This is a genomic window from Aphanothece stagnina RSMan2012 (assembly GCF_046764815.1).
Lineage (GTDB): Bacteria > Cyanobacteriota > Cyanobacteriia > PCC-6307 > Cyanobiaceae > NIES-981.
Genome location: NZ_JBKOUC010000024.1, coordinates 25,238 through 44,638 on the forward strand (window position 1 = coordinate 25,238; position 19,401 = coordinate 44,638).

General features: G+C 66.2%; 20 protein-coding genes. 9 read left to right on the forward strand and 11 right to left on the reverse strand.

Features of this window, described 5'->3' with window-relative positions; genetic code table 11:
• Positions 1-299: 299 nt before the first annotated feature.
• Positions 300-1,271, reverse strand: a complete 972-nt coding sequence (locus ACLNEE_RS14045) for a hypothetical protein (RefSeq protein ID WP_411423107.1) — start codon at positions 1,269-1,271, stop codon at positions 300-302.
• 1,335 nt (positions 1,272-2,606) lie between these two features.
• Between ACLNEE_RS14045 and ACLNEE_RS14050 the strand changes: the two genes are divergently transcribed.
• From ACLNEE_RS14050 to ACLNEE_RS14070, 5 genes are read left to right on the forward strand one after another with little or no spacing between them, the layout of a single operon-like run.
• Positions 2,607-3,815: an aminotransferase class I/II-fold pyridoxal phosphate-dependent enzyme gene (locus tag ACLNEE_RS14050; RefSeq protein ID WP_411423108.1), complete on the forward strand. Its 1,209-nt coding sequence runs from the start codon at positions 2,607-2,609 to the stop codon at positions 3,813-3,815.
• Positions 3,806-4,483 carry an alpha/beta fold hydrolase gene (locus ACLNEE_RS14055; protein ID WP_411423109.1) on the forward strand — a complete coding sequence of 226 codons (678 nt, stop codon included), beginning with the start codon at positions 3,806-3,808 and terminating at the stop codon, positions 4,481-4,483. Before ACLNEE_RS14050 ends, ACLNEE_RS14055 begins: the two co-directional genes overlap by 10 nt.
• Complete coding sequence (locus ACLNEE_RS14060; protein ID WP_411423110.1) at positions 4,465-5,241, forward strand: methyltransferase domain-containing protein; 777 nt, start codon at positions 4,465-4,467, stop codon at positions 5,239-5,241. The genes ACLNEE_RS14055 and ACLNEE_RS14060 overlap by 19 nt, the downstream gene beginning before the upstream one ends.
• Positions 5,238-5,879, forward strand: a complete 642-nt coding sequence (gene bioD / locus ACLNEE_RS14065) for a dethiobiotin synthase (RefSeq protein ID WP_411423111.1) — start codon at positions 5,238-5,240, stop codon at positions 5,877-5,879. Before ACLNEE_RS14060 ends, bioD begins: the two co-directional genes overlap by 4 nt.
• 31 nt (positions 5,880-5,910) lie before the next feature.
• The gene (locus ACLNEE_RS14070) at positions 5,911-6,066 is read left to right on the forward strand and encodes a hypothetical protein (protein WP_411423112.1); all 156 of its coding nucleotides are present in this window, start codon (positions 5,911-5,913) and stop codon (positions 6,064-6,066) included.
• Positions 6,067-6,106: 40 nt separating this feature from the next.
• Here the strand turns inward: ACLNEE_RS14070 and ACLNEE_RS14075 are convergent, their stop codons facing one another.
• Both ACLNEE_RS14075 and ACLNEE_RS14080 read right to left on the reverse strand, forming a co-directional pair.
• The gene (locus ACLNEE_RS14075; RefSeq protein WP_412007246.1) at positions 6,107-6,373 is read right to left on the reverse strand and encodes a DUF3143 domain-containing protein; all 267 of its coding nucleotides are present in this window, start codon (positions 6,371-6,373) and stop codon (positions 6,107-6,109) included.
• 26 nt (positions 6,374-6,399) lie between these two features.
• A complete protein-coding gene (locus ACLNEE_RS14080) occupies positions 6,400-6,861 on the reverse strand; it encodes a J domain-containing protein (protein ID WP_411423114.1) in 462 nt (153 codons plus the stop codon).
• Between the two features lie 54 nt (positions 6,862-6,915).
• Between ACLNEE_RS14080 and rsmG the strand changes: the two genes are divergently transcribed.
• The gene (gene rsmG, locus ACLNEE_RS14085; RefSeq protein ID WP_411423115.1) at positions 6,916-7,683 is read left to right on the forward strand and encodes a 16S rRNA (guanine(527)-N(7))-methyltransferase RsmG; all 768 of its coding nucleotides are present in this window, start codon (positions 6,916-6,918) and stop codon (positions 7,681-7,683) included.
• A gap of 19 nt (positions 7,684-7,702) precedes the next feature.
• Here rsmG and ACLNEE_RS14090 read toward each other — a convergent pair whose 3' ends face one another.
• From ACLNEE_RS14090 to ACLNEE_RS14115, 6 genes are all read right to left on the reverse strand, one after another.
• Entirely contained in the window at positions 7,703-8,899 is a 1,197-nt protein-coding gene (locus ACLNEE_RS14090) for an aldo/keto reductase (protein ID WP_425625133.1), read from the reverse strand.
• Positions 8,900-8,922: 23 nt separating this feature from the next.
• On the reverse strand, positions 8,923-9,318 hold the full coding sequence (locus ACLNEE_RS14095) for a ferredoxin (protein WP_425625134.1): 396 nt from the start codon (positions 9,316-9,318) through the stop codon (positions 8,923-8,925).
• 29 nt (positions 9,319-9,347) lie between these two features.
• Complete coding sequence (locus ACLNEE_RS14100; protein WP_411423117.1) at positions 9,348-9,737, reverse strand: DUF1257 domain-containing protein; 390 nt, start codon at positions 9,735-9,737, stop codon at positions 9,348-9,350.
• A 20-nt stretch (positions 9,738-9,757) separates the two neighbouring features.
• On the reverse strand, positions 9,758-9,964 hold the full coding sequence (locus ACLNEE_RS14105; RefSeq protein WP_411423118.1) for a DUF2997 domain-containing protein: 207 nt from the start codon (positions 9,962-9,964) through the stop codon (positions 9,758-9,760).
• A 53-nt stretch (positions 9,965-10,017) separates the two neighbouring features.
• Positions 10,018-10,869, reverse strand: coding sequence for a HEAT repeat domain-containing protein (locus ACLNEE_RS14110; protein WP_411423119.1), 852 nt, complete (start codon positions 10,867-10,869; stop codon positions 10,018-10,020).
• A gap of 166 nt (positions 10,870-11,035) precedes the next feature.
• Positions 11,036-12,805 carry a sodium:solute symporter family protein gene (locus tag ACLNEE_RS14115; protein WP_411423120.1) on the reverse strand — a complete coding sequence of 590 codons (1,770 nt, stop codon included), beginning with the start codon at positions 12,803-12,805 and terminating at the stop codon, positions 11,036-11,038.
• A 41-nt stretch (positions 12,806-12,846) separates the two neighbouring features.
• Here ACLNEE_RS14115 and ACLNEE_RS14120 point away from each other — a divergent pair, with 41 nt between their 5' ends.
• The 3 genes from ACLNEE_RS14120 (at position 12,847) to ACLNEE_RS14130 (ending at position 17,739) form a co-directional block, all read left to right on the forward strand.
• Positions 12,847-14,382, forward strand: coding sequence for a hypothetical protein (locus ACLNEE_RS14120; RefSeq protein WP_411423121.1), 1,536 nt, complete (start codon positions 12,847-12,849; stop codon positions 14,380-14,382).
• 86 nt (positions 14,383-14,468) lie between these two features.
• On the forward strand, positions 14,469-15,257 hold the full coding sequence (locus ACLNEE_RS14125; protein WP_411423122.1) for a hypothetical protein: 789 nt from the start codon (positions 14,469-14,471) through the stop codon (positions 15,255-15,257).
• A gap of 4 nt (positions 15,258-15,261) precedes the next feature.
• Entirely contained in the window at positions 15,262-17,739 is a 2,478-nt protein-coding gene (locus ACLNEE_RS14130; protein WP_411423123.1) for a glycosyltransferase, read from the forward strand.
• 817 nt (positions 17,740-18,556) lie between these two features.
• Here the strand turns inward: ACLNEE_RS14130 and ACLNEE_RS14135 are convergent.
• Entirely contained in the window at positions 18,557-18,706 is a 150-nt protein-coding gene (locus ACLNEE_RS14135; protein ID WP_411423125.1) for a transposase, read from the reverse strand.
• A gap of 30 nt (positions 18,707-18,736) precedes the next feature.
• On the reverse strand, positions 18,737-19,401 hold a 665-nt coding region (locus tag ACLNEE_RS14140), incomplete at its 5' end, for a transposase (protein WP_411423126.1).

Genomic DNA, 19,401 nt, shown 5'->3' on the forward strand with positions numbered 1-19,401 from the left:
CTGTCGGTGCCGCTTTCGATTGTCAATTCAAGTAAGACCTGGGGATGGTGGTCGATTCAAGAATTAGTTGCTGAAGGTCGAACTTGTCACCTCTGCGCGGGAACAGATATCCACCTCAGATTTAAGATGCACCCAATCCGCTTCTGCCAAATAACTGGCTGTCAATCATGTCTCCATGCAAAAGAGGGTTTCATACCGTTTACGGAGTCAGTGGCTCATGAGGCGGCTGCAGATTACCGGATAGACTCCTGTGAAAAATTGTTGAAACCGCTCCTGAGCCAAAGCCCCAATAGCAAAAACTATTCCTCCAGAGGGAAATATGACTTGCTTGGCTTGACTCCATATTTTGAGTATAAATGGTTCTTGGCAGCTTGCTCTCCTAGGACATATTGGGTATTGGCATCCTGCTGACCTCTCACTGTCTTGGTCGTGAAGCCTGCCCTATTGGCGACATATCCGTGTTTCCATTCGGGATGACTATGATGCTTAAACTTGTAGCCGTTCAGCACCATTTCCCTAAACCACCGATCTCCAGTATCCACAAAGAAGCTACTGCCAATGGGGGGGATCGTTCCATGTGGGATAACCTCTTTCCTATAAATATCTGCATCCACAAGACAGCAAAATTCATTGAGCCTGCATTCAGGCATTGGCAGAGGCTGATCTCGAGGCCAAAGGCCATTCTTGATGAGCTTAAACGATCGACCGGCCCCAAGCTTTGGGTGCCTAAGAATCATCCGCTTAACCTCAGAGTAGGCAGGCTTGCTATCAATGAACTCCTGAAAACTCAAGGGGGCGCAACGCTCCTCTTGAAAGGCCGGGCAATTCCAGCATTGTCCGATCTCTCCTATGCCAGCATAGTCTTTTAAGTGATGAAGGATTGGCAGAATTGGGCATGAGAAAAATTCTACATCGTTATGCAGTATAAGCATGGCAGCCTTGTCCGTAGACTCAAGGCCATATTGATACCGGACTGAGAGCCTGTAATCCGCATCCACGAGACAACGATCGTAATCCGTGCGATGTGCTGCAAGGAAATACTTCGGCTGATAAAATACAAGCTTTCTTCGAAGCGCGTCAGGGAGCAGAGACTCAAGCGCTGAGATAGAGAAGCCTTGGGGCTGCTGGGATTCGACTACGATGTAGATGCGATCAATAAGTTCACTGCTATGTGAAAAGAGGCTTAGCAGAGTTGCCGCAGTCTGGAAGGGCTTACCCCAAACAGTCATGCATGCATCGACCATAGTGGCTGGAGAAGCAGATGCAGTCATGGCGGGTTTTATACTGTAATGCTCATCCCGATATTAGTTGCGTTCAATCTTTGCGTCAAGCTCGGATTAGGCAGTGACTTCCTTGATTGCCTAGCCCTTAATCGATGACCTCGAACTAGGCACCTCCTTCGTCCATCCTGCAGCTGACTGGCTCTTATGGTCACAGAGATGCAACCATGATGGACTGGCTGCCTTCTCGCCAAGCAGGCGCAAAGGGGAGAAGACATATTATTATTGGTTATTGGCCTAAGGATTCTGGCGCCTCTGATGTTGCTCCAGCGGCTCGTCGCCTTGCCAACTGGTGGCCGAGTAGCAGCATTCCTCAGGATTGTTCTTGCCCTTCTTGCACAGCAATCCAGCATCGCACAGCCTGACGGCCAAGCCAGCGTCGCTGACACATTGATTCTATCCGCTTGGGCATAGGGGCTGGATTCATTGATAAATCTGCAGCAGGTCGCTTCTTCCGGTCAGTTGCACGATGTCATGAAAGAAGTCAACAACTCCATCAGACTTGTGATGAACCTCTCGCTCTTGCCGTTGGCCGTGGGGGGGGGGGGGGTGAGGACCTTTTATTCATTGCCTTCATTCGGAGTCTTCATTCGAATGGCTTTAGCATCCTACGCCTCTTGTCAGACTTGTTGAGTGAACCCTCTTGCTTTGCATCCCTCGGCGCTGAAATCCCTCGCCGTCGAGCCATGCCACTCCGCGGCTTAGGTGCTCAACTACGCCAAACAGCCTTCGCCGCGAAGATGATCTGGGAACATGGCTGACGGGTGGCCTCATCCACCGCCAGATTCAACGTCATCTGGCCCTCACCCGGTGAGCTTCCCTCCGTGGGTCATGGATCACCCGGGACAGCAGTCAAGTCTGCTCGCAGGATGCCGGCGATGGGATGGTGTACGTCGCTATCGACAACACCACATGCCCTGCATCGGTCAAGTGTTCGACAACGAGCAGATGGCCACGCCGGCTTGGTTCCTGGCCCATGCCGTCGGGTGGTCTTCAGACCTGGGCATCAACTTTCGCCTGATGCTTTCCGACATGCATCGTGGGCGTGCCCCTTCAGCCAACGGGCGCAGGACCTGACACGCATTGGGTTTCAAACCCATCAGCATCAAGGCATTGCAGCTCCGGACCACCATCAGGGACGAGCTTCCCCTCAGGACTCTCTTGGCTGGATGGGCCCACGTCATCGGCTAGCATCCACAGATGGCATGAAGGCAAGAGCTTATCTTTCCCGGATTGCAGGGTATCTATAAATGCCAGAGACGTAACAAGGCTCTCGCTTGTCCCAATTCCAGCCATGTCTTGCAGCGGTTGATTTCGCTCAATCAAATGGTGAGCAAACAGAGTCGGTTCGACGCAATCAACTCCATCTCCTGGCTGGCGGCACTTCGAGAACAGCTCGAGTCGATGAAGAGCAGTCGTCGTCGACGGCTTCGCTCTTTGGCACCCGCCGGTCTGGCCGCCTTCGCCCCATCTCTCGCTGAGCGACCACACACCCTCCTCGACCTGGCCAGCAACGACTACCTGGGGTTGAGTCGCCATCCCCAGGTCATCCTCGCCGCCCAGGCAGCTGCCGCCAGCGAGGGTGTGGGGGCAGGGGCCTCACGCCTGGTCACCGGCACCAGGCCGGTGCACAGCGCGCTGGAGAGCGCACTGGCCAGCTGGCTGGGACGGGAGCGGGCGCTGCTGTTCCCCAGCGGCTTCCAGGCCAATCTGGCCGCCGTTGCTGCCCTCGCCGATCGCCACAGCCTCGTGCTGGCCGACCGGCTGATCCACAACTCGCTCCTCACCGGCATTCGGGCCTGCGGTGCTGACCTCCGGCGCTTTCGCCACAACGATCTGGCCGACCTGGCCCGGAGGCTGGAGGCCGCCCGGCGCCGCCGCTCCGACCAGCGGTTGGTGGTGCTGAGCGAAAGCCTCTTCTCCATGGAGGGCACCAGCCCGGACGTGGCCGCCCTGGCAGAACTCTGCCACCGCCACGATGCGGCCCTTGTGCTCGATGAAGCCCATGCCCTCGGCATCCTGGGGCCGGAGGGTCGTGGGCTGGGCCACGGCCTCGACTCCATCGCGCTGATCAGCGGCACCTTCGGCAAGGCCTTCGGCAGTGGCGGGGCCTTTCTGGCCGGAGACGCCACGGTGATGGAGTGGCTGCTGCAGACCAGCGGCGCCTTCCGCTACACCACCGCCCTGGGGCCTCCCCTGGCGGCCGCGGCCCTGGCCGCCCTCGAACAGATCCAGGCCACCAACCCGGGGCCGGCCCTGCTGCAGCGGGCCCGGCGCTGGCGTGATGCCCTGGAGGCCGCAGGCTGGCCTCGGCCCCCCGGGGATGGGCCGATCCTGCCCCTGTTGATCGGAGCTGATGCCGAGGCCCTGGCCCTGCAGGAGCGGCTCGAAGCAGCGGGACTGCTCACCGTGGCGATCCGGCCGCCGACGGTGCCGGAGGGCACGGCGCGGCTGCGGCTGGTGCTGCGCCAGGATCTGCCCAGCGGCACCCTGCAGCGGTTGCTCGACGCCCTTGGAGCCGGCCCGTGCAGCTGATCGCCATGCACGGCTGGTGCGGCGATCATCGCAGCTGGGCCCCGTTCGAAGCCCAGGCCCGCGAGCGGGGCTGGGGCTGGCAGAGCCCCGATCGGGGTTATGGGCCCTGCCCGCCCCTGGCTCCCGCCTGGCCCGCTCAGGGAAGGCGGGTGGTGCTCGCCCATTCACTCGGGCCCCATCTACTCCCGGCGGAGCTGCTGCACCAGGCCGAAGCCGTGGTGCTGCTCGCCAGCTTCGGCCGCTTCGTGCCCCTGGGGCCGGGAGGCCGCCGGCTCAGGGCCGCCCTGGCCGGCATGGCGCGGGAACTCCAGGGCCCCAACCCGGAGGCGATGCTGCATGCCTTTCTCGAGAAGGCCGCCGAGCCCCAGCCGATCAGCCGGTTGCCCGCCACCATCCTCGAGGCTCCGCTGACCGCGGCCGGCCGCCAGCGCCTGCTGGAGGATCTGGCCCGGCTGGAGGCCACCAGCGGCCTGCCCTGTGGATTCCCATCCCAGGCCCCCTGCCTGATCGTGGAGGCCGAACGGGACCAGATCGTGCTGCCCCAGGCGCGGCAGCTGCTGCGTGAGGCCTTGCCGGAGGCCGATCGGCTCGAACTGCGCGGGATCGGCCATTGTCTGCTGGCGGACTCCCTGGTGGATCAGGTGATCGGGTGGATCGAACAGCTCTGAGCCAGCCCGAGCCCTTCAGCCAACGGGTGCGGCGCGGCTTTAACCGCCGTGCGGAGTCTTATGACCGGCACGCCCGGCTGCAACGGGCCATCGCCTGGCGCCTGGCCCGGCGGCTGCTGACGCTGCCCCTGCCGGTGGGGCCTGGGGCGGATCTGGGCGCCGGCACGGGCCTGGTGGGGCAGAGCCTGGTCCGGCAGGGCTGGCCCCACCACCTGCTCCAGCTGGATGCCAGCCCCGAGCTGCTGGCCCGCAATCCCCTGTCCGGCAGCCATGGCAGCCAGGTGTGGGATCTGAACCGCGGCCTACCGCCCGACCTGGCGGGTGCGGCGCTGCTCACCTCCAGCTTCGCCCTCCAGTGGCTGGAGGAGCCGCTGATGCGGCTGGAGCAGTGGTGCGGGGCCCTGGCTCCCGCCGGCTGGCTCGGGCTGGCGGTACCGACGGCGGGGAGCTTTCCGGAGTGGAGGGAGGCCGCATCCAGGGCCCAGGTGCCCTGCACCCTGCTGCCCCTGCCCGCAGCCGAGGCACTGGAGACCCGTGCCCAGACGCTGCTCGAGCTGAAGTGCTCGGAGCGGATGCGCTTCAGCCTGCCCTGCGCCGATGGCCGCACCTTCCTGGGCCAGCTCAAGGCGATCGGTGCCGGCAGCACCACCGCCGCTCCCCTCGCCCCGGGCCAGCTGCGGCGGCTGTTGCAGCATTGGCCCAGCTCCGGAGTGGCAACATGGGAGGTGATGCTGCTGGTGGGCCAGAAGCGCCCGTGAGCCCGGCGCCGGCCCTGCGGCTGGTGGTGTGCGGCACCGACACCGATGTGGGCAAGACCGTGGTGAGCGCATGGCTGGTGCAGGGTCTCGGGGCCCTGTACTGGAAACCGGTGCAGAGCGGGCTGGAGGGAGGCGGTGACCGGGGCCGGGTGCAGGCCCTGCTGGATCTGCCGGACGAGCGGCTGCTGCCCGAGGCCTACCGGTTTCAGGCCCCGGTCTCCCCCCACTGGGCGGCCGAGCAGGAGGGTGTGACGATCGAGCCCCACCGCCTGGAGATGCCGGCCGTGGCAGGTCCCCTGGTGGTGGAGACGGCCGGCGGCCTGCTGGTGCCCCTGCGCCGGGACTGGCTGCAGATCGATCAGCTGCAGCGCTGGGGGCTGCCCGTGGTGCTGGTGGCCCGCAGCGGGCTGGGAACCCTCAACCACACCCTGCTCTCCCTGGAGGCGCTGGCCCAGCGCCAGATCCCGGTGCTGGGCCTGATCCTCAACGGGCCTGCCCACGCGGACAACCCGCGGACCCTGCAGGAGCTGGGGCGCGTGCCTCTGCTGGGCCACCTGCCGCCACTCGAGCCCCTCACGGCCTCAGGGCTGGATCAGGAATGGCAGCGCCAGAACATCCTCCATAGATTGCGGAACTGAAACAGATCCCTGGTACCCGCGAGGCCACGCCATGGACCGGCGCAACACCCTGGTCAGCCTGGCCCTGGTTCTGCTCTGCGGCGGCATCCTGGTGGTGTTCACCGACGTGGAGCTCAAGGTCGTGCAGTGGGTGAACTGCGGCCCCCTGGCCAGTTCGGAGGCGCGCCGAGCACCGCTCTGTCAGTGATCGATCGGTCCGTGCGTGTGATGGTCACCCCTGCCATGGGTCAGGGGCCGGCAAGGATCGCCGCCTCCGCATCCGCTCGCGAGAGGCCGTAGGGGAACTGGCGCACACAGGCCTGGCCATCGGCGTGCCAGCTGACCCGCAGATCCTCCACCTCCAGTTCGATGCGGGCACTCCACTCCGGGCGGTGCAGATCCCAGAGACAGGGATCGGAAGGGCGCTGCACGGCGCCCAGCTGGCGCAACCAGGCCTCCAGCTCCGGCAGCGGGTGGTGGTACAGGGGCGTCTGGTCGGCCGGCAGATCAGGCATGCCCTTCAGGTTGTCAGGTCGGGTGGTCAGGTCGGTGGCCACCAACTGGGGGAACGGGCCAGCTCCATCCCCCGGGCAAGGGCCAGACCCACCCCGAGCACCAGGCTCAGGAGCAACGCCACCCCGAGCAGCAGGAGCGCCAGCCACTCCCCACCGGACAGGGCCCGCCTCACCGGCAGGGGGCGGGTGAGGGGGATCGGGCCCACCGGGCGGGGAACCGGGGCAGGGGCCACCCGGAGCAGCTCAGCGTCGTAGATCCGCCGGGCCTCCGGGTTGCTCAGCACGGCATAGGCCTGCTGGAGGCGCTGGAAGGCCTGGGCCGCTTCTGCAGCCGGCAGGGCCGTGGTATCGGGGTGGTAGCGCTTGCTGAGGCTGCGGAACGCCTGCCGCAGCTCCTCGGTGGTGGCCGAGCTGGGCAGCTGCAGCAACGCGTAATGGCTGAGGGCGGGGATGGGGGCGTCGCCAGACGGTGAGCCGGGGGGCAGCAACGGCAGAGGGGCCGGTCTGCGGGATCCTAGGAATCACATCCCCTCGATCTGCGGATGGCTGCCGCTTCCGGATCCGCGCTGCCGACCGTCGCCGATCGCGACGCCCTCTGGGAGGCGCTGGGCTGGCGGCCGGAGCCGGCCCAGGTGGAGCGCTTCGGCGCCCTGCAGCAGCAGCTGCGCGAGTGGAACGGCCGGCTGAACCTGACCCGTCTGGTGGAGGGCGATGACTACTGGATCGCCCAGGTGTTCGACAGCCTCTGGCCGCTGGTGCCGCTGCTCTCGGGGCCCCACCGCGACCAACCGCTCGAGCTGATCGACGTGGGGACCGGCTGTGGGGTGCCGGGGCTCGTGCTCGCCCTGGCCCTGCCCCAGGCCCGCCTGACCCTGGTGGACTCGGTGGGCCGCAAGGTGGAGGCCGTGCGGGCGATGGCGGCGGCCCTGGGCCTGGAGCAGCGCGTCTGCCTGCGCTGTGAACGGATCGAGCTCACCGGCCGCGCTCCGGAGTGCCGGGGCCGGTTCGACTGGGCGGTGGCCCGGGCGGTGGCCCGGGCCCCTGTGGTGGCCGAGTACCTCGTCCCGCTGCTGGCGCCCAGCGGCCGGGCCCTGCTCTACCGCGGCCAGTGGTCGGAGCAGGACCAGGCGGACCTGGAGCGGGCCTGCCACCAGCTGCGGGCGCGGATCGAGACCGTGCAGCGCCGTGAGCTCCCCGGAGAGCGGGGTCTGCGCCATGCGGTGTGTCTGGCCCCGACCGCCAGCTGTCCGGGCACCTACCCGCGGGCCGTGGGGATTCCGGCCAAAGTCCCCTTGGGCCAGGCGGTCTGATCCGCTGGGGAGAGGAGGCTCAGTCGGCGGAACTGAGGCGGCTCACGGTCTGCCCGCCCAGGCGATCCCGCAGCTGGCGCAGCACCGCCGGAATCCGCTCCCGCCAGGGACTCGCCGCCAGGGCCCCGAGCAGCTCCTGCTCACTGACCGTGTGGTCGAGGCCATCGGCGTTGGCCCCCGGGAACCAGTGGCCCCCCTGGCCCAGCAGTCCGTAGCGGGCCCTGGCAAAACTCTCGAGATCCCAGGCCTCCAGCAGGTTGTGCAACCACAGCAGCACCGGGAGGTTGATCTCCCCCGGGGCCTGGCTCCAGTCCGGCAGCCCCCGATCCCAGCTGGCCAGCCAGTCGGCGCCCAGGGCTTCGTGCCGGGCCTGCTCCAGTTGCTCCACCACGCCGGGGAGCAAGGCGTCGGCCTGATCCAGCAGGGCCACCGCCTCGAGATGGCGATCGAGATCCTGGGGCCCGGCCGCCCCCAAACTGATCGTGTGGACGCCCGGTGCGCTCAGGCAGAACAGATCGTTGAACACGATCGGGTGCAGGGGGGCGCACAGATCCAACAGCCGCTGGGATGGGCTGTGCAGGTGTCCGCCCTTGTCGGTGGGGCTGATCACGAAGACGCCCATGTCATGGGCCTGGGCCAGATCGATGGCGGGCCGGTTGTCCTGACGGATGAAATACCAGTGCAGGTTGATGTAGTCGAAGGCGTCGGTGGCGATGGCCGCCTGGATCAGCTCCAGGCTGGCGTGGGTGGAGAAGCCCACATGGCCGATCCGCCCCTCCCCCTGCCAGCGCCGCACCACCTCGAGGCAGCCCCCGGGCCGCAGGGTGTGCTCCAGGTGCTCCGGCAGGTTGATGCCATGGATGGAAAGCAGGTCAACCCGCTCCACCCCCAGGCGGCGGAAACTGCGGGCCAGCTCGGCTTCGAAGGCCTGGGCATCGGCCTGGGGGGGCACCTTGGTCTGGAGAATGCGCTGCGGATCGGGCAGCTCGGCCAGCAACCAGCCCAGCTGCCGCTCGGAACTGCCGTAGTGACGGGCCGTTTCGATGTGATGGAGGCCCGCAGCACGGGCCTTCTCGAGGGTCGCCCGCAGGTTGGCCTGGCTGGCCGCCGTGATCTGGTCAGCCGCCAGGTCGCTCCAGCTCTGCTGGAAACGCATGCCCCCCAGCGAGAGCACGGGCATGGGCAGCTCGGTGCGCCCGAAGCGGCGGGTGGGAATCATCGCCATCGCCTCAACAAGCCTCAGCCGGGATCCCGCCGGGGCAGGGTGCGCCGGATCCGGGCGGGATTGGGGAATCCCAGGGGCTGGATGTCCTGCTGGGAGAGCTGTTCGGCCAGGCCCGGCAGGTCCTCGTAGGCCACCCAGTGGATGCAGTCCACCGGACAGGTGTCGATGGCCTCCTGAATGGTGTCGGTGCTGTCGCCGTCCTGGCGGATGGCCCTGGAGCGCCCCCAGGTCTCCTCCACCAGGAAAGTGTTGCCCGCCACGTGGGCGCAGTAGCGACAGCCGATGCACACGGCCTCATCCACCCAGACCGCCTTCTGACGAAGGGCTCCACCCAGCAGGGGCTCGAGGCCGCTGGGCTGGCCCTGGGAATGGGTCGGCGCTGCCGTGAAGGCCAGGGCCGGGTCCGCGATCGGGGGCTGGGGGGGAGGCAGGCTCACCCTCAGGCCCAGCGGGTCACCACCAGCTCGATGCTGCCATCGGCATGGCTGGTCTGCTCGCTGACCTGAAAGCCCTCATCCGCCGTGGCGGCCAGGATGCTGCGCAGGGCGTAGCGCTGGTTCAGCTGGGCGAGGAAGCGCTCCACGGGCACCGGCTGCTTCCAGAGATCGAGGTCGGTGACGAGCTCGTAGCAACCGCTGGAGGGGTTGAGCCGGAAGCCGATGTCGGCACCGTTGATCTGGCTGATCGCCAGATCCGCCAGCTCCGTCTGCCCCCGATAGCCACGAACCGGCCGCTCGCCATCGGCGGGGGCATGGCCGAGGTCGATGAGAGCAGCAAGCAGAGCCTCCCGGTCGCGGAGCTCGGTCTTCAGGGTGCTGAAGTGGGACATGGTCTCGAGGAGGCTGGGACTCAGGAAAGCTGGGTGGTCTGGGCTTCGGGCTGGTGCTGGGGCGTGACCTGGTAGGCCTCAGCCGTGCTGAGACGCTGCTGGACAGCCCCAAGGCGGGCTTCGATGCCCTCGGTGAGCCGCTCGCAGCCCTGCCCCTGCACCCCCTCCACCAGCTCTTCGACCCGGCCATCGGGCCGGATGCGGAAGCGGATGGATTGCTGTGCCATCCCAGAGCGGCGCGCAGTGGGCGGATGCTAACCGCGATTGCCGATCGCTGGGATCAGGCCAGCAGGCCTTCGTCCACCAGGGTCTGGAGGCGCTCGAGCACCTCGGGCTGCTCCAGCTGCTCCAGGGCCAGCCTCGCTTCGTCCCGCACCCCCGACTCGGCGTCGTGGAGCATGGTCTGGAGCAGGGCCTCCACCACCTCCTGCTGGCGGGGCTCGACCAGGTCGGCGTAGAGTCGTCCGAGCCCCCAGGCGCTGTTGCTGCGCACCGCCGGCTCGCTGTCGATGCGCAGGCTGAGCAGCAGCTGGGCGGCGGCCGGGTCGGCCTTGGCCGGGCCCGTGCCGCCGGCATCGGCCAGGGAACTGGCGGCCCAGAGCCGCACGGCCGCGATGTCCACCTGCAGGGCCCGGATCAGGGGATTGAGCACGGGAGCCTCCGGGTAGTTGCCCAGGCTCCAGGCCACCGCCTTGCGCACATAGCCGTTGTCATCCCCGGCGAGGAGGGCCAGCAGGGGCTCCACCGCCTGGGGGCTGGGGTTGCGGCCCAGGGCATAGACCGAACTCATCCGCAGGATCGGACAGCTGGCGGCCAGCAGGGGCAGCAGCAGAGGCACGGCCCGCGGGTCCCGGTGCTCGCAGAAGATCCGCAGCCCCTGCATGCGCTGGTCGTGGTCTCCGGCCAGCAGGGTCAGCCCAAGATCACACTCCGCCGCCACGTCGGCACTGGCGGGCTCTCCGCCCTCGAGTTCATCGAGCGGGTCGCCCAGCAGCTCCTGGGCCAGCTCCTGGGCCAGCACCTCCGGGTCGAGGTAGAGCTCCTGCGGACTCTGGCTGAAGGGTCCATCGGGAGGCGCCTGCTCGGCTGGCGCCGGCTCAGGGGGCCAAGAATCGGATGGGAGGGGACTCACGGAAGCTGCTCAGCCCATCGGAGCGGGAGCCGCCATGTCTCCCGGGAGCCAGATCCGGGCACTGACTGCGAACAAGGCCAGAGCGAACAACAGCACAATCGCAGCCGGCAGCAGGAAGGAGCGGAAGAATTGCACGGGGGGAGCTGGCCGTTCGCCGCGGCCATCATCACCCCTGCGGGGTCAGGCCCAGCAGCCGTCGCAGGCCGCCCTGAATCCGGGCGCGCTGGCGCAGGGCGAGCACCCCCAGCACCGCCACCACCAGGCCGCCCCAGCCCCAGACGGGGAGCTTCAGCAGGAAGCCACCCAGCCCGAGCAGGGCACCGAACAGCACCGCACAACTGCAGATCAGCTGGCTGATCAGGTCCAGCAGGGTCTCCTCGGGCTCCACGCCCGTGCGCTGGCGCCAGTGGCGCCAGCCGGGGCCGGCGGGGCGGACCTGGCGCACGAAGTGCTCGAGCACCTCGGGAGATTCCGGGGGGGTGGCGAGCATGGCGAGGATCCAGATCAGGGCCGTGATCCCGGTGGTGATCAGCAGCCGCTCGCCGTAGTCGTCGACGCGCAGCAGGGGCACCACCGAGGTGGCCAGGCCCACCAGGAAGCCCCCCACCATCGCCGCCAGCTCGGCGGCCGCATTGATCCGCCACCAGAACCAGCGCAGCACCAGCACCACCCCGGGGCCGGTGCCGATCGCGATCACCAGGCGAAACACCGTGCCGATGCTGTTGCTCAGCAGGGCCGTGATCACCCCAAGCACCACCAGCAGCACCGAGGCCAGCTGGCCGATCAGCAGCAACTCCCGCTCGGAGGCCGACGGTCGCATGAACCGCTGGTAGAGATCCACCGTGAGGTAGCTCGCCCCCCAGTTCACCGCGGTGCTCACGGTGCTCATGAACGCGGCCACCAGCGACACCACCACCAGCCCCAGGGCCACCGGTGGCAGCAGACGGACGGCCAGCAGGGGATAGCTCTGTTCCCAGTCGGTCTGCTCGGGCAGCAGCACCACGGCGGCCAGGGCCACCAGGATCCAGGGCCAGCTGCGCAGCAGGTAGTTCACCCCGAGAAACACCCAGCTGGCCACGCGGGCCTCCCGCTCGTTGCGGGTGGCCAGCAGACGCTGGATGAATTCGCCGCCCCCGTCGCTGCGGCGGAAGCTCCACCACTGCAGGGCGATGTAGGCGCTGAAGGTCGCCACCGAGATGCCGGCCCCTTCGATCCACTGCAGGCGACCGTCCTGGAGATGCCAGGGCACCAGGGAGAGCAGTTCGGGCCGATCCAGGGCCCGCAGGCTCTCAAGCATGGCGTCCATCCCCCCGGCAGCCTGCACCGCCACCACGGCGACGGCCGTGGCGCCCATCAGGGCGAGCACCAGCTGCACCATGTCGGTCACTACCACGGCCCAGAGCCCCCCCGCCGCCGTGTACACGAGCACGAGCACGCCCACGATCGCCAGCAGCGTGAGGCGGGCCCGGGGGGTGGGGGCCAGGCCCAGGGCCTCGCTCACCTTGGCCATGGCGAGGAAGGCGTAGCCGATGCCGATGCAGTTGATCGGCAGGGCGAAGAGGAACGCCTTGATGCCCCGCAGCCAGGCCGCGGTGGCCCCGCCGTAGCGGAGCTCCGTGAAGGCGGCATCCGTGAGCACACCGCTGCGGCGCCAGAGGGGGGCGAAGACCACCGCCATGGCCACGTGGGCCACACCGAAACTCCACCACTCCCAGTTCCCCGCCAGACCGCGGACCCCCACCAGCCCGGCCACGTAGAGGGGCGTGTCGACCGAGAAGGTGGTGGCGGCCATGGAGGCGCCGGCCAGCCAGCCCTTCAGCTGGCGGCCGGCCACGAAGTAATCCGCCTGGTCCCGGTTGCGGCGGGCGAGCCAGAGACCGAGCACCAGGCTGGCCACCAGGTAGCCGATCAGGATCAGCCAGTCGATCGTCGCCAACGCCCTCGCCTCCGGTGGGCGCAGTATGAAGGCGTGGTCCGATGCCGGCCGACCAGACCTGCCCGATGCAGAACAGCTTCTTCGCCGACTCCCTCGACCAGGACACGGTGCGCCGCCGGATCCTGGGCCTGGAGCGGGGGCTGGTGGGCTTCTACAGCATCGGTCTGTACCCCGCTTCCCTGGCCTACAACAGCGCCATGCACGGCGGCGGTGATCGCCTGATGCTGGCCCCGCGGCCGGGGCGAAGCCTGTTCGGGGCCTTCTCGGCGCGGGATCTCTCCGGCATGGACCCGGCCCACGTGGCCACCATGGAGCGGATGCTGCGGCACGAGCGGAATGGGCGCCTGCAGGAGAACACCCTGCGGGACCTGATCGAGCACTGTGATCTGGTGGTGCTGAGCGCCAACAGCAACCACATCGAGCAGGACCTGCTCGAGGCCTGCGACCTGCGGCGGGAACTGGATCGCGAGCAGGTGGTGCTGGCCTGCCTGGCCGGTTCGTTCAGCCACGATCCGCTCCGGAACGATTCCTACGTGCTGTGCGAACGCCAGCCGAATCTGGCCTTCTTCTCCGGCTTCCACCGGCACGGTGCCCTGCGGGATCCGGTCGACAGCTTCACCGCCAACTTCTGCCATCCGAATGCCATCACCGCCCTGCTCGGGGCCAGGCTGCTGGATCGGCTATCGCCAAACATCCAGGTGTCGCCCGGCGTTCACAACGTGGAGGCCCAGTACATCAAGGCCGCCAAGAACATCTCCTCGATCTTTGCGGGCTTCGGCTACGGCTACCACGCCGAGAACACCGGCATCCTGCCGACCCTGCTGACGCTGCTGCTCGACCAGTGCCTGGATCAGGCGTCGTCCGTGTCGATGCGCCGCCGGGACCGGCAGCGGCTCTACGGCCGCCAGCCCTTCCCGCTCACTGAGCTGGGTTACGGCGTGCAGCGAATCGAGGCCACCCTCAGCCGCGGCGGCGACATGGAGAAGGTGCGGGACCACACTTTCACCCAGCTGACGGCGATGGTGGCCGATGTGCGCGGCAGCATGATGCTGCCGGTGTTCGGCAAGCCGACCCGCAACTTCCAGGCCGGCCAGATCCTGGCCGAGGGCATGCGCACGCTGGGGCGCTGCCCCCACGACGTGGATGAGTTCGAGCAGTGGTGTGAACAGGCGGGGGTGAAGAAGGGTGGCCTCGAAGGCCTCAAGGCGCTGCGCTTCTGGCCCCAGATCCTGATCAACTATGGCCTCCAGGTGCACGACGCCTCGATGGTGAACCTGCTGTACATGGCGATCTTCGGCAAGAGCGACACCAAGGCCATCGCCTTCCGGGTGATGACCGAGAGCCGCGAACTCTCGAACTACTGCCAGGAATCGGTGCGGCCCTCCCACAGCCGGCGCTATTCCGAGGCGCTGCAGAGCCTGGAGCGTCCAGAGTCGCTGGATCTGCTGGCCAACGCCGTGATTGCGGACAATGCCCGCCGGGCGATTCCTGATGACACCAACCAGGACGACGGTGGCGCCAGTGAAGACACGCCAGCCTATTTAAGAGCCATGAATGTGATCGAGAATGTGTGGTGAGCGGCTTGCAGAGAGAAACCAACGCCCCATTTACAGCGACCCACGCCTTCTGCCATGGTAAGATGTGACAATAAAGATTGTTACGCATGCTCCGCTGGTCCTCAGCCCAGCCCCTTCCGGCGCACCTGGAAGAACTGCTCGAGCAGATCGGGGCACTGCGCGACAACTGGTTCAGCAGGGAATCGGGATGTGTGCTGGTTTACATGCCGCCCCATTGGCTGATCAGCACGGGGCGCCTGCCCCATGCCGCCATCCTGGCGAGTTACCAGCTCACCCTGGATGCCACAGGAATCAACCAAGCGAGTGCGGTGAATGGCGAGAGGCTGCTCAGCTGCAGTGCCGATCAGTTGGCTGGCTGGCAAGGTGATGGCCCGCTGCCGGGATCCGCTCCCCTGGCCGCCCCACCACCCCTTGTGGGGGCGATGACAGCCTTGATCCTCGAGACCGAGCCAAAGCTCGCTGAGCTCTATCACAAGCTCGAACGAGCCTCCACTCATGGAATTTGCGAGGCCGATCCCCCTTACACCGCGCTCTTACGCGGTTATTCCGCCACTACTCTTGTACAGAACTGGAATCAATTGATTCGGGCCAGCGAAAGCAGCAAGCGCAAGACTGCACCCTTAGCGCAACAGGATCTCGATCGGGAGCGGGAGACGATCCAGCGCCACATACAAGTCTTAAACCATGAGCGGGTGATACTCCAACGCCGCATGGATTCACAAAGCATGAAGATCAGCTGGTTGCGCAGCATGAATGAACAGTGCCTACTTCTGCTCCGCGACCATGCCCAGCTGTCCAGGCGAATCCGGGGTCTGACGAGTCGGCTCTTGCACGCCACAGCACAGAGTGAAAGCCTGCCGGCGCAGGACGGTTGACCGCATGATCCCGTCCGAGCCTGTATCCAACAGCCTGACGATTCAACTCGTCTGCATCGGTGACGCACCGGGAGTTGCAGCCAGCCTGGAGAGTCTCATCCTGGCCCAGGCCAAGGCGGGCCTGCAGACCGAGATTCAGATCGTGGCCTGGCGGTTGAGCGCTGCGGGTGTGGCCTCCATCACGGCCTGTACGGCCGAGGTCCCGACCCTGAGCTGGTGGGAGGGCGACGCCAGCACTGAAGTGGCCGCGCTCAAGCAGGCCACTGCCAGCGCCCAGGGCAGCTGGATCTGGTGGCTGGAAGCCGGAGACCTGCTGCAACCCAAAGCGCTGCGAAAGTGGAGCCACACCGTGGCCCACCACCCCGAGGCCCTGATGGTGGTCGGCGATGGCGAACATCTCGATCGATCCGGCCGTGCACTCAAGCGCCACGGCGCCTTGGCCGCCTCGACCGGGCTTCGAACGGTGGTCGAAGCAGGCCTCTACTGCCCAGGGGCCGTGAGCTGGCGACGGGCACTCGAACTCCACAGCCCATCCCCACCTCAGCATCTGCCGCATTGTCACCGCGACGCGTGGCTGTTGGAGGTGCTGCGGCAATGTCCAGAACGTGTGGTGGTGACCCCCGAGCTTTGGGTTCGGACCCGCCAACACAGCGACTGGCAAGGTGCTGGGCGTTGTCGTCAACGAGCCCTGGAGTTCTGTTCCCAACTACGCGGGATCTGGGCAGAGGTCCCCCTGACTCCCCTGAACGAGTACGGGTTCCAGCTCTCCAACAACCTCGCCACACCACCCAGCGGGAAGACCATTTTCGAGGAGCTCGAATGGGTACTGGAGGAGACAAAGCCCCTGTTGGGCGTTGAGGGCTCAACTCGGCTGGCCCAGGACTGGAGCCTTGATGCGCTGAAACGTCCCTGGGAGGAACGGCTGGATCAGGCCTTGGTCGAAGGAGGCCTGGCTTCCGTCTGGAGCGTGACGTTGGTCCTTGACATGTTGTATCCAGACCTCAAGGAGCTCCCCCACCACGGCCTGTGGGGATTGCGACGTCTGGCGGACTTGGTCGTACGGGCCTGGTGGCCACGGCTTCGGCTGCTGCGGCAGGACACGCAGCTGGTGAGGATACTCAACAGGCCTGTGCATGGGCTGCCGCTGATCGCGGTGCTGCACTGGTTGCTTGAACCGGAGCTGCAGCATGCATTTCATCTGGCTCAGGAACTCGATTCCTTTCGTTCCTGGTGGCGGGAGCGAGCCAGGGATGTGTTGCCCCAGATGAGCTTCAACGAAGCCGGGGAGATTGAGGCCGAAGCCATGCCCGAGGACGCAAGGGTTCCGCGGCAACAGCGTCCCTTCGGGGTGAACCTGATCGGCCACGCCTTCGAGGTGTTCGGCATCGGAGAGGATATACGAATGGCCGCCCTGGCCCTGGAGAGCGCGGAGGTGCCCTTCTGCGTTGTGAACGTGCCGGCCAACAACGGCGCCCCGGCCACCGACCGCAATCTTCAGCCCTATGCCGTTGCGAAGAGGGAGCCGGGACCTTACCGGTTCAACCTGGTATGCCTGGCTGCGCCAAGCCATGCGGCCTGGATTGCCCGGGAGGGCATGGCCCAACAGCGGGGGCGAACCACCATCGTGGCCTGGCCCTGGGAAACCGAAACATGGCCGAAGGCCTGGGAGTGCGTGATTCCGCTGGCCGATGCCTTCTGGCCGTCCACCACCTTCACGGCCACGGCCCTGGAACCCTTCAGTGACCCTGATGAACGGCCGTTGCAGGTGATGCCGATGGCCGTACACATCGATCATCCGGAACAGTACCGACAACCCGGGCGCCGCCTCGGCACCCGCCAGCGCTGGGGCCTGGATCCCGAGGCGCGTCTGGTGCTGTTCGTCTTCGATGTGAAGTCCTCACTGGCCCGCAAAAATCCCAGGGCAGCGATCGCGGCCTTCCAGCGAGCCTTTCCTCCTGGGGGACCTGAGAAGGTTCAACTGGTGATCAAAGCACTACGGCCCATGACGGTGAACGAAACCTGGGAGCAGCTCCAGCAGCAAGCCTCGCTGGATCCACGGCTGAAGATCATCGAGGCCGACCTTGAGCGCTATGAGCTGTTGTCGCTGATCGGGGCCTGCGATGTGTTTCTATCGCTGCATCGCAGCGAGGGATTCGGGAGGGGGATTGCGGAAGCCGCGCTGCTGGGGCTTCAGGTGGTGGCCAGCGACTTCGGCGGGAACCGGGACTTCTGCGAAGGACCGAACTATCATCTGGTGCCCTGCAGCCCGTGGACCATTCCAGCTGGGGCCTATCCGGCTGCGGAAGGGCACCTCTGGGGGGATCCTGATGCAGGAGCTGCAGCAGAACAACTGCGCATCGCCATTCAAGCCAATCATCAGACTTTAGATAGCACGACAGCTCAATTCACTGCAAACACGACAGGACGTCGCTATCACCGTTGGCTGGCCATGGAATCTATGGGTTGCAGAAATATTAGGTGACTTCCCTTTATCTGTCCAGGCCCTATCACAGTGGGTGGTCGTGGTCATGTGGCAGCGCCGAAGGGTCTGAGAGATGAACTCCCAGCATGTGTTGCTCCGGGTGAACGCCGGTGCCGGGTAGAAGCTGGTGGGCTCCTCCAGCACTGCCACCACATCCTTGGCTTTGCTGCGCCTGCCCACCTGGATGGCCAAGCAGAGGCGGCTGTACTCGTCGATAGCCTTCAGGAACTTGGGTCTGTCGCCGTCGGCTGTGGCGTAGAAATGGAAGTCCATGGCCCATACCAAATGGGAATACTCGGCCCGGTTACGCCGCACCAAGCCATCCGCGCACCGTGCGCGCCTCTGCTTTCTCGGACCCGGCCGTTGCAGGCCATTACCCCGCCAGAGCCGCTGCACCCGCTTGTGGTTCACCATTCAGCCCTCCCGTCGCAGCAGCCGATGGGCCATTCGGCGACCCCAGCGGATTTGATCTGCGGCGATCTCCCGAAGCCGATGCAGGAGCTTGGCCTCCTCGATCGAGACAACCTTATCGTTGTTGCGTTTCGTGCTGCGGTGCTGGCCCACCACCCGGCAGACCAGGCGCTCAGAGGCCCGGTAACGCTCCTGCAGGACCTTGACAGCCTTTCGGCGCCGTTCCGGGCTCAGAAGTTTCCCTTCGTACCGAAAGGTGCACTTCTCAGCGCGACAAGGTCCTACTGCTGCGCAGAAGCCTGCGGCTAGGAGCCTGTCGCACGTTGCGCCGAGGGCAGAGCGCCAGCATTGAGCGCTGGCGATGTCGGAATGCCCGCCCACGGCCCTGGCGACATCAACCACGCCCTCAACCTGTTGCCACTGATGCCATGAACAGCTTGAGCAGGTTGTGGTTGGTGGCCATCAGGGCCCATTCCCCGTTCACCTTTACCAGGCCTCGTAACCGGAAGCGATCCAGGCGCCTGGCACCTTTGATCTGACCGAACACGGGCTCCACGATCGTCTACTCCTTCGGAGAAGCTTTCGCCTAGCGCAGGGGGTAGATCGCCTGGCCGGCCTGAGAGCGCAGTTTTCGGTCCATCCGCCCTCGGGCATCCAGATCCCGGGGCGCAGGACCCCGTGAAGGCCTGGGCCGCTGGCCGTGCTGCTGACGGCTGGTGGAGATGTAAGCGTTGAGCTGCTTGTCCTCGCAGGCTTTCAGGTTGGCGGTGCTGCAGTAACCGGCATCTGCGATCAAGGCATCCGGCCGCTGGCCGGTATTGGCCTCGATCCGCTCCAGCATGGGCAGCAGGTGCACCGCATCACTGGCCTGGTTGCTGACGCCGATGGCCACGATCACCTGGTGGTCGCCATCGACGGCGGCCTGAGCGTTGTACCCCTGGATCCAGCCGTCCGCTCCCTTGAGAATGTGGCTGTCGGGGTCGGTGAAATTCCGCTGCGCGGTGGGCTTGGGGTTTCCGATTGCATCGGTGGGGAGCGTGCGCTGCGGCATCGTCAAGGGATCGGTACCGGCAGCGGCGGCAACGGTGCTGAGATCCAGGCCCGCGGCCTCGGCCTTCTCAATCGCCAGCTTCTGGGCGTCATCCGCTCGCTTGCGCGCACCACGGCTGCGACGTGATGCCCGCTTGCTGCGCTGCTCATCGCCACTGGCCTCGGCCTCGACTGCCTCCTGCTCCGCAGCGTCGGCCTGGT